The 13,087-nt window shown below is 63.1% G+C and carries 11 protein-coding genes and 1 pseudogene; 5 read left to right on the plus strand and 7 right to left on the minus strand.

Going from position 1 to position 13,087, the window contains the following annotated elements; translation table 11 throughout:
* Positions 1 to 311: 311 nt before the first annotated feature.
* From K675_RS0128775 to K675_RS0128785, 3 genes are all read left to right on the plus strand, one after another.
* Entirely contained in the window at positions 312 to 1,688 is a 1,377-nt protein-coding gene (locus tag K675_RS0128775; RefSeq protein ID WP_017906919.1) for a pyridoxal-phosphate dependent enzyme, read from the plus strand.
* On the plus strand, positions 1,685 to 2,863 hold the full coding sequence (locus K675_RS0128780) for a cystathionine gamma-synthase (RefSeq protein ID WP_017906920.1): 1,179 nt from the start codon (positions 1,685 to 1,687) through the stop codon (positions 2,861 to 2,863). Before K675_RS0128775 ends, K675_RS0128780 begins: the two co-directional genes overlap by 4 nt.
* A gap of 185 nt (positions 2,864 to 3,048) precedes the next feature.
* Positions 3,049 to 3,237, plus strand: coding sequence for a hypothetical protein (locus K675_RS0128785; protein ID WP_017906921.1), 189 nt, complete (start codon positions 3,049 to 3,051; stop codon positions 3,235 to 3,237).
* Between the two features lie 237 nt (positions 3,238 to 3,474).
* Here the strand turns inward: K675_RS0128785 and K675_RS34340 are convergent, their stop codons facing one another.
* From K675_RS34340 to K675_RS0128810, 6 genes and pseudogenes are all read right to left on the minus strand, one after another.
* Positions 3,475 to 4,338: a methyl-accepting chemotaxis protein gene (locus K675_RS34340; protein WP_420066354.1), complete on the minus strand. Its 864-nt coding sequence runs from the start codon at positions 4,336 to 4,338 to the stop codon at positions 3,475 to 3,477.
* Positions 4,333 to 5,100, minus strand: a pseudogene (locus K675_RS34345) (MCP four helix bundle domain-containing protein); the annotation flags it as partial. The gene K675_RS34340 and the pseudogene K675_RS34345, both read right to left, overlap by 6 nt.
* 362 nt (positions 5,101 to 5,462) lie before the next feature.
* Positions 5,463 to 6,542, minus strand: coding sequence for a polyamine ABC transporter substrate-binding protein (locus K675_RS0128795; protein ID WP_026145622.1), 1,080 nt, complete (start codon positions 6,540 to 6,542; stop codon positions 5,463 to 5,465).
* A 51-nt stretch (positions 6,543 to 6,593) separates the two neighbouring features.
* A complete protein-coding gene (locus K675_RS0128800) occupies positions 6,594 to 6,935 on the minus strand; it encodes a cupin domain-containing protein (protein WP_017906924.1) in 342 nt (113 codons plus the stop codon).
* A 45-nt stretch (positions 6,936 to 6,980) separates the two neighbouring features.
* Positions 6,981 to 8,387: an NAD(P)/FAD-dependent oxidoreductase gene (locus K675_RS0128805; protein ID WP_020481087.1), complete on the minus strand. Its 1,407-nt coding sequence runs from the start codon at positions 8,385 to 8,387 to the stop codon at positions 6,981 to 6,983.
* 49 nt (positions 8,388 to 8,436) lie between these two features.
* Complete coding sequence (locus K675_RS0128810; protein WP_017906926.1) at positions 8,437 to 9,252, minus strand: AraC family transcriptional regulator; 816 nt, start codon at positions 9,250 to 9,252, stop codon at positions 8,437 to 8,439.
* A gap of 187 nt (positions 9,253 to 9,439) precedes the next feature.
* Between K675_RS0128810 and K675_RS0128815 the strand changes: the two genes are divergently transcribed.
* Positions 9,440 to 9,730, plus strand: coding sequence for a DUF1652 domain-containing protein (locus tag K675_RS0128815; protein ID WP_017906927.1), 291 nt, complete (start codon positions 9,440 to 9,442; stop codon positions 9,728 to 9,730).
* Between the two features lie 142 nt (positions 9,731 to 9,872).
* Here K675_RS0128815 and K675_RS0128820 read toward each other — a convergent pair whose 3' ends face one another.
* Entirely contained in the window at positions 9,873 to 12,335 is a 2,463-nt protein-coding gene (locus K675_RS0128820) for a UvrD-helicase domain-containing protein (RefSeq protein ID WP_017906928.1), read from the minus strand.
* A 281-nt stretch (positions 12,336 to 12,616) separates the two neighbouring features.
* Between K675_RS0128820 and K675_RS0128825 the strand changes: the two genes are divergently transcribed.
* A partial coding sequence (locus K675_RS0128825; RefSeq protein ID WP_017906929.1) for a pirin family protein occupies positions 12,617 to 13,087 on the plus strand: 471 nt, incomplete at its 3' end.

Below are 13,087 nucleotides of genomic sequence, written 5' to 3' on the forward strand. Positions count from 1 at the left end.
GATTTACCGCTGAACATTGCCGCTTTCCCAATCAACCCTGGCGGGCCACTGCGACAACGCGAGCAAATGTATCAACCTTTATTCGCCTTGGGAAGCCCCTCGACTAAAAAAATTCTTTTAATACAGCTACTTATTTAGCCGTGGCCAGCACACCGCCATCCTCTGGTGGCACGCCGCGGCACAACCTGTCCCGCTCCCACGCGGTTGCGATCAAGGCGATCCCGACCTATGGTCCAAGCAACGCCCTTCCACAATCCGTTTTCTGAACCGCTGCCCATCCAGTGCGAACCCGCCCGTAACGAGGTGACGACATGCAGAACAATTCCCGCCCCGCCGTGCTCGAACTGATCGGCAATACGCCACTGGTCCGGGTCAGCCGCTTCGATACCGGCCCCTGCACGCTGTTTCTCAAACTCGAATCCCAGAACCCCGGCGGTTCGATCAAGGACCGGGTCGGTCTGGCGATGATCGACGCCGCCGAACGCGACGGCCGACTGCGCCCGGGCTCGACCATCATCGAGGCCACCGCCGGCAACACCGGCCTGGGCCTGGCGCTGGTCGGCCGGGCCAAGGGCTATCGGGTGGTGCTGGTGGTGCCGGACAAGATGTCCACCGAGAAGGTCCTGCACCTCAAGGCCATGGGCGCCGAGGTGCACATCACCCGCTCCGACGTCGGCAAGGGTCACCCCGAGTATTACCAGGACGTCGCCGCGCGGCTGGCCCGGGAGATTCCAGACTCCTTCTTCACCGACCAGTTCAACAACCCGGCCAACCCACTGGCCCACGAAACCAGTACGGCACCGGAAATCTGGGCGCAGACCCAGCACGACGTCGATGCCATCGTCGTCGGCGTCGGTTCGGCCGGCACCCTGACCGGGCTGACCCGGTTCTTCCAGCGCGTGCAGCCGAACCTGGCCATGGTGCTGGCCGACCCGCTCGGCTCGGTGGTCGCCGAGTACAGCCGCAGCGGCAGCGTTGGCACGGCCGGTTCCTGGGCGGTGGAAGGGATCGGTGAAGACTTCATCCCGTCGATCGCCGACCTGTCCAGCGTACGCCAGGCCTATTCGATCACCGATGAGGAAAGCTTCGATCACGCCCGCCAGCTCCTGCGCGCCGAAGGCATCCTCGGCGGCTCCTCGACCGGCACCCTGCTGGCCGCGGCACTGCGCTACTGTCGCGAGCAGACCCGCCCCAAGCGCGTCGTCACCTTCGTCTGCGACACCGGCACCCGCTACCTGTCCAAGGTCTACAACGACCAGTGGATGAACGACCAGGGCCTGCTGCAGGTCAAGCGCTATGGCGACCTGCGCGACCTGATCGCCCGCCGCTTCGAGGACGGCCGGGTGATCAGCGTCGGCCCGGACGATACCCTGCTTACCGCGTTTCAACGCATGCGCCTGGCGGACGTCTCGCAACTGCCGGTACTGGTCGATGGGCAACGCCTGGTCGGGGTGATCGACGAGTCCGACATCCTGCTCGGCATGCATGACGACGCCGCGCATTTCCGCCTGAGCGTCGCCAGCGTCATGACCGACCAACTGCAAACCCTCTCGCCCGGCGCCAGCCTCGCCGAACTGCAGGCGGAACTGGATCGCGGGCTGGTGGCGATCATCGCCGACGCCTCGGGCTTCCATGGCCTGATCACCCGCTTCGACCTGCTCAATCACCTTCGGAGATCCCTCGCATGAGCCAGCACGACAAGTCCGCGGCCGCCCACGCCTTCGCCACCCGGGTGATCCATGCCGGCCAGGCGCCAGACCCGGCCACCGGGGCGCTGATGCCACCCATCTATGCCAACTCCACCTACCTGCAGGACAGCCCCGGGGTGCACAAGGGCTTCGACTATGGTCGCTCGCACAACCCGACGCGCTTCGCCCTGGAACGCTGCGTGGCGGACCTGGAGGGCGGCACCCGGGCCTTCGCCTTCGCGTCCGGGCTGGCGGCGATCTCGACCGTGCTCGAACTGCTCGATGCCGGCGCCCACGTGGTGTCCGGCAACGACCTCTACGGCGGCACCTTTCGCCTGTTCGACAAGGTGCGCCAGCGCAGCGCCGGGCATCGTTTCAGCTTCGTCGACCTGACACGCCCCAGCGCGCTGGAGGCGGCCTTGCAGGAAGACACACGGATGGTCTGGATCGAGACGCCGAGCAATCCACTGCTGAGCCTCACCGACCTGGAAGCGGTCGCCCGCCTCTGCCGTGACCGGGGCATCCTCTGTGTCGCCGACAATACCTTTGCCAGCCCGTGGGTCCAGCGGCCGCTGGAGCTGGGTTTCGATATCGTGGTGCATTCGACCACCAAGTACCTGAACGGCCACTCCGACGTGATCGGTGGCATCGCGGTGGTCGGGCAGAATGCCGAACTGGCCGAGCGCCTGGGCTTCCTGCAGAACGCGGTGGGCGCCATTTCCGGGCCATTCGATGCCTTCCTCACCCTGCGCGGCGTGAAGACCCTGGCCCTGCGCATGGAGCGCCATTGCAGCAACGCACTGGAGTTGGCGACCTGGCTGGAGCGCCAGCCACAGGTGACACGGGTCCATTACCCCGGCTTGCCTTCGCACCCGCAACATGAGCTGGCACGCCGGCAGATGCGCGGCTTTGGCGGGATGATCTCGGTCGACTTGAACACCGACCTGGCCGGCTCGCGGCGCTTTCTGGAAAGCGTGCAGATTTTCGCCCTGGCCGAAAGCCTGGGGGGCGTGGAAAGCCTGATCGAGCACCCGGCTATCATGACCCACGCCACCATTCCCGCGGCGACCCGTGCTCAGCTGGGTATCGGCGATGCCCTGGTGCGCCTGTCGGTGGGCGTGGAGGATGTCGAGGACCTGCGAGCCGACCTGGCGCAGGCTCTGGCGCGGATCTGAAACACGACCTCCCGACCACCACCCAAGGAGCACCGTCCCCCTCAACGGCTGGCAATCCGACGAACAGCACGGTTGCACAATGCCAGCCGTCGGACACCCCATGCACCATTTTGGGTTCTCTACTAGCCTTGGCAACTCATGGAATCCCCCGTTTGCCCGGCAAACCATTGTTCAAGGAGAAATCAATGACGACGCCCGTACTGATCGCCGAACGCACCTACCGCAACTGGTCCACTCCGATCCTGCTGGAACTGAACCTGCGCGCCCATCAACTGGACGCCCCTTCGCGCCAGGCCTTGCGCAATGTGCTGATCGAGCGCCGAATGGCCGACCTCGGCAGCCCAGCCAAGGTCGAGCATCGCAGGACCGCCTGACCCGGACTCAACGTGGGAGATTCCATGGTTCTGCGCAAGCTTTGAGGGCTTCCTCCCGGCGATCCGACGCTTCGGTGAAGCCTGCGCCCACAAGGCACCCGCCCGGCGCCCCCCCCTGTGGGAGCCGGCCGGGCGGCGCTCCGCTTGCTGGCGATCCGCCGCAGGCGGCCATGCCCCTCCGTTCTCGACACCGGCAAAATCGCTATCGCCAGCAAGCCAGCTTCCACAAAGGCGTCGTCAGATCACGAAACGGGCCACCATCGCCCTCAGGTCCACCGCCAGGCGCGACAGTTCGTGGCTGGCAGCGCTGGTCTGGTTGGCCCCGGCAGTCGACTGGGAAGCCAGGTCACGGATGTTCACCAGGTTGCGGTCGACCTCACGGGACACTTGCGCCTGCTCTTCCGAGGCACTGGCGATCACCAGGTTGCGCTCGTTGATCAGGTTGATCGACTGGGTGATCTGCTCCAGCGCGACCCCCGCCGCACGCGCCCGCTCCAGGGTGTCCTGGGTACGCTGGTTGCTTTGCTGCATCGACTGCACGGCTTCACTCGTGCCGTTCTGGATACCCGCCACCATCTGCTCGATCTCGCGGGTCGACTGCTGAGTGCGATGGGCCAGGGCCCGGACTTCATCGGCCACTACCGCGAACCCACGACCGGCCTCGCCGGCCCGGGCCGCCTCGATGGCAGCGTTGAGCGCCAGCAGATTGGTCTGCTCGGCGATCGCCCGGATCACGTCCAGCACCTGGCCGATGTCCCGACCCTGGGCGGCCAGGCCCTCGATCAATGCCGAGGTGCTCTGCACGTCATGGCTCATGGCCTGGATCGCCTCCACGGTCTCCACCACCCGGTCACGCCCGTCGCGGGCGGCGTGGTTGGACTGCTGGGACGCTTCGGACGTCGAGACCGCATTACGCGCCACCTCCTCCACGGCACTGGTCATCTCGTTGACCGCCGTGGCCGCCTGCTCGATCTCGTTGTTCTGCTGTTGCAGACCGCGCGAAGCCTCTTCCGTCACCGCGCTGAGTTCTTCCGCCGCCGAGGCCAACTGGGTGGCCGAGCCGGAAATCTGCTCGATGGTCTTGCGCAGGTTGTCCTGCATGCCGGACAGGGCTGTCAGCAGACGTGCCGGCTCATCCGTGCCGTCGACCCGGATCGGCGTGGTCAGGTCGCCGCGAGCAATGATCTCGGCGGTTTCGACGGCCGTCTTCAGTGGGCTGACAATACTGCGGGTCAACAACCAGGCCAGCAGTACGGTCATCAGTGCGGCAATCACTGACACACTGATGATACCGACGCTGGCATTGGCATACTGGCGACCGGCCTCTTGCGAAGCGGCGTTGGCCCCGGCCTTGTTGATCTCCACCAGTTGATTGAGCTGCACGCCCATCAGGTCGGTACCAGCCTTGATCTGGGTATTGATCAGGCTGCGCAGTTCCTCGAGCTTGTTCTGCCGGGACAGTTCCAGCATGCGGTTCTGGTCCTGCAGATAGGTGTCGAGGGTGGCGGCAAACTCCCGGTACTTGGCCAACTCCTCGCCCTGGGCCGGCAGGTCGGCGTAGCTTTTCTGATCCTTGCGCAGCTTGTCGACCAGGAACGCGATGCGCGCCTCGGCTTCCTGCAGGGCCGCCGGTTCGCGATTGCTCAGGACCCGGAAAGACAGGATACGCATGCGCAGCACGCCCTCGATCACATTGCCCAGGTAGCCCACGCTGGGCAACTGGTTGGTCTGCATATCGATCGAGGCCTGGCGGATCATCGTCATGCGGGTGTGCGCAAATACTCCCAACACGATCACCAGCAATCCGATAAAGGCAAAACCGAGAAAGGCCCGAGGGGCGATATTCATCTTGCGTAGGGACATGGAAGCTCTCTCTCAACAATGAGGCGATCAGCATCCATGTCTTCCCTCTATCGGGCGCTGCCACCAGATAGTTTCAATACCATGCGGCAACACGACATGGACTCAATAGTGATATCGGCAGGACTTTATATTTCATGCAGGGCGAAAAGCAAAAATATTCCAAGTAATTACAAACAGTTGAGAATGTTTAACCATAACGGCAAAAAGCTGGCCATTTAATATTAGCAATAACGATTCAGCCACCGCGACATTGTAACAAGTTGAAACAACTTGGATCCAATAGTTGAGCGAAACATGAAAAAGACGGAAAGCGAACGCACTTCGCCTCCCGCCTCCCAGCAAGTACCCGGAGGTTGGCGGGGTCATTCACCTGTCTTGATCCTGCTCCACAGCCGCGTCCGGACCCGGTCGATGTTCAACGGCATGGCCTCCAGGGCGAACAGCTTGTCCATCATCTGTGGGCTCGGGTACACCTTGGTGTCGGCCTTCAGGGCCGGATCGACCAGGCCGTCGGCCGCCGCATTGCCGTTGGCATACTTGACATAGTTGCTGATACCGGCCATCACCTCGGGTCGCAACAGGTAGTTCATGAAGGCATAACCGGCCTGCTCGTCCGGCGCATCGGCCGGCATGGCGACCATGTCGAACCAGATGGCCGCGCCCTCCCTGGGAATCGAATAACCGATATTGACCCCGTTGCGGGCCTCCTGGGCACGACTGGCGGCCTGCAGGATATCGCCGGAAAAACCGACGGCCACGCAAATGTCGCCATTGGCCAGGTCAGTGGTGTACTTGGACGAATGGAAGTACGCGACGAAGGGCCGTACTTTCATCAATAGCGCCTCGGCCTTCTTATAGTCAGCCGGGTTCCTGCTGTGGTGTGGCAGGCCCAGGTAATTGAGGGTTGCCGGCAACAACTCGGGACCATTGTCGAGAATCGCCACACCACACTTGTGCAACTTCTGCATGTTCTCCGGTTTGAATATCAGGTCCCAGGAATCCACCGGTGCATTATCGCCCAACACCGCCTTGACCTTGTCGATGTTGTAGCCGATCCCGGTGCTGCCCCAGAGATAGGGAAAACCATGTTCGTTGTTCGGATCGTTGACCTGCAGCGCCTTGAGCAATACCGGATTGAGGTTCTTCCAGTTCGGCAGTTGGCGCTTGTCGAGTTTTTTCAGCGCACCGCCCTGAATCTGCCGGGCCATGAAGTGGTTGGAAGGAAACACCACGTCATAACCCGATTTGCCAGTCATCAACTTGCCATCCAGGGTCTCGTTGCTGTCATAGACGTCGTAACTGAAACCTATCCCGGTTTCAGCCTGGAAGTTTTTCGTGGTGTCCGGGGCGATGTAGTCCGACCAGTTGTAGATCTTGACGGTTTCGGCCGCCTGGGCGAAGGATGCCACCAGCATCAGGGGAGCAAGAGACATGCGGATCATGAGTCGATTCCTGGGTATGGTTGTTATTGGCAGGCTCAAGCGATCAGAGGATCAGAAAATCAGGACGTAGGTCTTGCGCACGGTCTCCTGGATATCCCAGATGCCGGTGCTGTTGGCCGGCAGCATCAGGGCGTCGCCGGCTTCTATGTACAGCGCTTCGCCCTCGTCAGGGGTGAAAGTGCAGCGGCCCTGGATGAAATGACAGAACTCCTGGGCGGTGATCTGCCGCCGCCAGCGCCCCGGGGTGCACTCCCAGATGCCGGTCTCGACGTCATCGCTGCGCTCGACACTGGTGACCGAGGCCACCGCGACCGGCTCGCCCAGGGGAACCGCGACCGGGGTCGAGGTTTCCAGGGCGACCGTGGCGGTATTCTTGAATTGCGTGATGCTCATAGGGTTGAACTCCAGCGGATGGATGGTCCGGCGCAGCAGCGCCGGTCACTTCATGAAACCCTCCATGAAACCGGCCAGGCGACTGGCCAGCTTGCGGCGCCAGGGCGCGGCATGGGGGTTGGCCAGCACCTGGTCTTCATGGACGAAACTGCGCACGATCGCGTTGTAGCCCAGCCAGCGACAGGGCTCGGGCTCCCAGGCCCTGAGCGCGGCCAGGCCCCCCTCGTGGATCACCCAGGGTTGCCGGACACGCGCGGTGTCCTGTTGCAGAATCAGGTCGGCCAGGGTCCGCCCGCCCAGGTGACTGGCACCCACGCCTTCCCCGCCGTAGCCACCGACCAGCGCGATGCCATTGGCGCGGTCGCAGAGCATGTGCGGCCGAAAACGTCGCGACATGCCCAGGTTGCCGCCCCAGGAGTGGGTGATGCGGACCTTCTTCAAAGACGGAAACAGCTCGCCGAACAGGTAGCGACGCAATTCGATTTCCTGCTCGGTCAGGTTGAAGTCGTGCCGCAGCCGGCCGGCGAAGCGATAACCACCGCGGGCGCCGAAGACCAGGCGATTGTCGGCCGAACGCTGGCCGTAGGTGACCTGGCGGCTGCCCTCGCTGAAGGCCTGGCCGCGATCGAGGCCGATCGCGTCCCAGGTGGCCGCCGGCAGCGGTTCGGTGGCCACCAGCAGGCTCTGCACCGGCAACTGGTAGCGACCCAGCGGCGGCAGGGTCACCGAATAGCCCTCGACGGCCGGCACCACCCAGTGGCTGCAGACCTGGGCCTTGCCGGTGCGCAGGCCGCCGGGGCGCCAGTCGGTCACCGGCGAGTTTTCGTAGATCGGTACGCCCAGGCGTTCGACGGCCCGGGCCAGGCCACGGGCCAGCCGGGCCGGCTGGATCGTCGCCATGTGCGGCGAGAAGATCGCGCCGTACGGTCGCGCGATACGAATCTGCCGGGCCAGTTCACCGGGGCTCAGCCAGGTGTAGTCGGCCTCGCCCAGGCCCTGGCGATGGAGCCCCTCCAGGTAGGCCCGCAGGCTGTGCTCCTGCTCGGGATAACGCGCGGCACAGTAGAGCACCCCGCCCTTGCGATAATCGCAGTCGATGGATTCATGATCGATGACCGCTTTCACTTCATCGGGAATGCCGTGCAGCAGCTCGAAGGCGTCCCGCCGTTGCTGCGGCGACAATCCGGCCAGCAGGCGGTCCTCACCCAGCAGGTTGCCCATCAGCCAACCGCCGTTGCGCCCGGAGGCGCCGAAGCCGGCAGTCTGCGCCTCGATGATCGCCACCTTCAGGTCGGGTGCCTGGCGCTTGAGGTAATAGGCACTCCAGAGCCCCGTGTAACCGGCACCGATGATCGCCACATCGACGTCCAGGTCCTGTTCCAGGCTGGCCCGTGGCGTCAACGGCTCATCGAGCTGATCCATCCATAAACTGATATTTCGCCAGACCGGCATGCAGCGCTCCGCAATCTGTAACAGATGGCTGCGATGCTAGCCCTGCCGATCAAGGTGTGTCTTGCGCGCGTGCACGCAAGGAAATCTGCCTGGCGTAGGCCTTGGGCGACAGGCCAGTGTGTTGGCGAAAACAGCTGTAGAAGGCCGACAGCGAATTGAAACCGGCGGCGAACGCCAGGTCATCGACACGCACCGAGGGCCCCGCCTGCTCCAGCGCCGCGAGCAGATGGCGCAGGCGCGCCTGGTTCACATAGCGGTAGAAGCTCTGGCCGAGCACCTTGTTGAGCAGGTAGGAGATCTGGTTGCGGCTGTAGCCGCTTTCGCGGGCCACCCGCTGCAGGTCGAGGCCGGGGTCGAGATAGGGTTGCTGGCGCTCGAAGTATTGCTGCAGGTCATCCGCCATGAAGCTCAATTGTCGCGGCGACAGGCCCAGGCGGCTGGTCGCCGGGCGCAAGGGGCTCACCTGCGGGCTGGCGGCCTGCTCGCGTACCAGCGACGCGTATTCGTTGACCCGCCAGATCAGCCCGTCACGCACGGTGATCGCCTCGCTGGAACGAAATGACACAAGCCCCGCGCCACCGCGCAGGGTGAGCTTGTACTGGATGAACGCCGTGTTGCCGTCCAGGCGGATACGGTCGCTGTGCTCCAGCGCTTCACCGCAATCGCGGGGCATGCTGGCCTGTACGTAGTCACGCAACTCGTCCAGGCCCATCACACGGTTCTGGAAGAAGTCGTGATACCGGACGTCGGGATGATAGAGGGCCATGACGCCGTCCAGATCGCGGTGTTTCCAGCGCAGATGATAGCGCAGGACGATATCGCCGGTGGTCTGGGTCTGCTGTGGACCGTCATCGTCGTCGAACATGCAGCGCTCGCAGGTGAAGGTTTTATGACATCGGTCAAGTTACAGGAAAACAATCGTCCCACAGGCTGAAAAAACTCTCCTGCGGGTAATGGACGGGTGCTATTTTTAGCATTCGGCTTTTTAGCACAAGGCCTGGTCGGACCCTGAGGTCCTGCCGTTCCTACCCGCGAGCACAAGGAAGCGCTCAATGACACAGGTGGGCAACATGAGCAAATTCTTCAGCAAGGTCACGTTTCCCAATGCCTGCCAACTGATGCGCTGGCATTTCCACCCGATGGGTTTCGAAGCCAGCATGGACGCACCGGGCAGCATGATTGCCCGGCTGTTCGACCGGGCCAGCGGCGAAACCCTGATCGCCATCGCCGGCATCCCCTGCGCGACGGTGATGAATGCGGCCGATGTGGAACGCATCATCGAGGCGATCGAGGCCGAGCTGGAGTTCTTCGTTCCGCCACAGACGCTGCAGGTACCGGCCTGAGCAATACTCCCGTATTGCCTGAACAGCCGCACTCGCCAGCAAGCCGGCTCCCACAGGCTCTCTGGCGAGCACCAGCTCAAGGTCCGACACGATCGCTGTGGGAGCCGGTTTGCTGGCGAGTGCAATTTCACTGACGCTCCCCTCACTTGGCCCGCAGGTCAGCAAAGAACGCCTTGCTCGCAGTAATCCGATCGGACGCCTTCGGCGCATTGGCCGCCTGGGCATCCTGACCATCCAGGTACCAGTAGCAGTGCTTCACCGCCCGAGTGATGCCGACATAGGCCAGGCGCAGAATCTCCTCCTTCTGCGCGCTGTCGTACGGCTCGGCATCCCCCGCCTTGCCCAGCCCGGCCATCCGGTACACCTGGTTCTTGTAGGGAGAACGCGTCAGGTGCAGGCAGTCCCCCAGCAGGAACACCACATCCGCCTGCAAGCCCTTGGAGCTGTGATAGGTCAGTTGCCGGAGCCGCCGCTGCTCGAACGGCAAGCTAGAATCAGCATTAACTACAGCCTGAATATGCTTCTCAATCAATAACTTATCGCTACTTTTTCGAAAAAGCATCAACACACTATCGCCCTGGCGATAGTGCTCCGCCAGACGCCGGCCCAGCTCCGCCTCATCCCGGTCGAGGATACTCACCGGCACCAGTTCCCTGGGCTCGCCGGCCGCCTTGGCCTTTTTCCCGGCGATGGCGGGCACCGCGCGCACGATGTGCTCGGCGGCATCGATGATGTGCTGCTGGCTGCGGAAGTTGTCGCTGAGCATGACCCGCGTGGTCGACGGCGACGGGAACTCATTGCCGAACTCCATGAAATACCTGGGCGAACTGCCCCGCCAGCCATAGATCGACTGCCAGTCATCGCCGACACACAGCAGCGAGGAATGCTGGGCCCCACGACCGACATGCAACGCCGGACCGCGCCGGCGAATCTCCCGCAGGCTGGCACGCAGCCAGGAGACGATCTGCGGTGAAACATCCTGGAATTCGTCGATCATCAGGTGCGACAGCGGTCGCAGCAACTCGTCACTGAGCAGCGCCTGATTCTCCGGGTTGTTTTCGCCGAACAGCGAGAACATCCGGTTGTAGGTCATGATCGGGGGCGACTGTGCCAGCAGGTGCGCCTCCAGGGCCCTCCAGAAAAGGCTCAGGGCCTCGAAGAAGAACCGGTCCGGATCATCCTTGGCAAAGCTCATCTGGCCGACCGCCACGCCGACGTCAAGGCCGAGGTTTTCGATGAACCCGGCCGCCATGACGAAACAATCGAGCAGCGGTGCCGAAGCGAGTTCACCCTTGACCTTGTAGTCGAAGCCCGGACCCGCCGTGGCATCCCCCACCAGGGAGGACAGCACCCTCTTGGCCGACTCATAATTATCAAGCCATATCAAAGGCTTACGGCAGAAAGCTTGAAAAAGCGTGCGCTTCACCGCCCATTCCGCGCGTACCGTCAGGCGCGAACCGGGTCGGGTGATCTGCGGGCTCTCGCGCGAATCGAAGCCCAGCACCACCCAGGCATCCAACTGCGCGATGTAGCCATGACAATGGAATGGCGAGCCATTGATCTCCACCGTCTCACGATTCGGCTCGATACCCTCGATCGGCCAGGCGCCGGCGCGGAACCACAGGTCCTCGATGGTATCGCAGAGTTCCTCGTCACGCCGCGAAGCCAACTCGGTCACCGCCATGCGCTTCTGCACATCCGGGTGATCCTGCTCCAGCTCCTTGAGGAGCAGCGCATGTTTGTACAGCGGTGCGAGGATTTCGCGAAAACGCGGGTTGTCGCGGTGCAGGCGGTGGTAGCAGGCATTCAGTTGCTGACGCTGGGCATCGTTGATCCGCAGGTCGAAGGGGTTGCTGTCACCGCCCTCGTCGTCGCCCGAGGTGCGCGCCCCCAGGTTCTCGAATGCCTGCAACTGGCCAAAACCCGGCAGCCCGCGAACCATCGGCAGGATGCGCGAGTGAAAGGTGCGCACCAGGTCCCTGGCTTCGCGCAGACCGAGCGGACGCCCCCACAATGCGAAGACCTCCATCAGCTTGGCGATGAAATCCCTGCGCGATTCACGGGTGAACGTCACCACGGTCAGCGAATCGAGTTCGAAACCCAGGTAATGGGTCAGCAGCAGGATGCGCAGCACCAGCGAGGTGGACTTGCCCGCACCGGCCCCGGCGATCACCGACGTCGACGGGGTATCGCTGAAGATCATCTTCCACTGCGCCGTGCTCGGCTGCGCGTGGTCCGGCAACAAGCGGGCGACATCGGCCTTGATGCGCTTCTTCAACTCGGCGCCGAGCGGCAGGCGCCAATCGTCGAACAGGTTGTCGTCGATGCCGGGCGCCCGGTGTTCCGCGGGGCGGGTATCACGGATCAGCAGCACCTGGCGGCCTTCCTCCAGTCCCTCGGCATGCCCCTCCCGGTAGCCGTACTCGACGCCGGCGCTATGACCGCTGCGAAAACCGTCCGCCTGGCCCTGCAACCAGGACGCCACATGCTGCGCCCGCAGGCGGCTCAGGCCACCGCCCAGCAGGCGGGCGAGCAGGCGCTTGAACAGCGGCAACTGGGCCAGGGAGGAAAGTTCGGCAGGCGGTTCGGGGTTGTATTGCGACACGCTGACTCCAGGTCTGGGACTGTCCGGGCGAAGGGCCTATGGTCGCCCGATTAGACCTGCAGTTCTAGTCAATTGCTTTTCAATCAGCCAGTTAGGTGACGAACTGAAAGAATAGGTATCACTCTGCCCTTGAAAATATATCGATAAACTCGATCATAAAGCAGAATAATTTACGCTTTTTATCGATATTGCTTTGACCGATGATGACCCCATCAACCACCGGTCATCGTCCTGCCCTGGTCTCTCGCCAGCCCACGACGATCCTGAACAGGAGAAGAATCATGCTGCAACTTCGACCTTTCGACAGCCTGGGCGGCGCTCATCATGGCTGGCTGAATGCCCACCACCACTTCTCGTTCGCCGAGTACTACGATCCGCAACGCATGCACTGGGGCAACCTGCGGGTCTGGAACGACGATGTGATCGCCCCCGGCACCGGCTTCCCGACCCATCCGCACCGGGACATGGAGATCATCACCTATGTACGTGAAGGCGCCATCAGCCACGAGGACAACCTGGGCAACAAGGGCCGTACCGAGGCTGGTGACGTGCAGGTCATGAGTGCCGGTACCGGCATCGCCCATAGCGAATACAATCTGGAGTCGACGCCGACCAAGATCTTCCAGATCTGGATCATTCCGCAGCAGGCCGGCGCGGCGCCTTCCTGGGGCACCCGACCGTTTCCCAAGGGCGAGCGTGGCGAAGGTTTCGTGACCTTGGCCAGCGGCAGGAACGGTGACGGGCAGCCGCTG

Source organism: Pseudomonas fuscovaginae SE-1 (assembly GCF_000364705.1).
Classification (GTDB): Bacteria; Pseudomonadota; Gammaproteobacteria; order Pseudomonadales; family Pseudomonadaceae; genus Aquipseudomonas; species Aquipseudomonas fuscovaginae_A.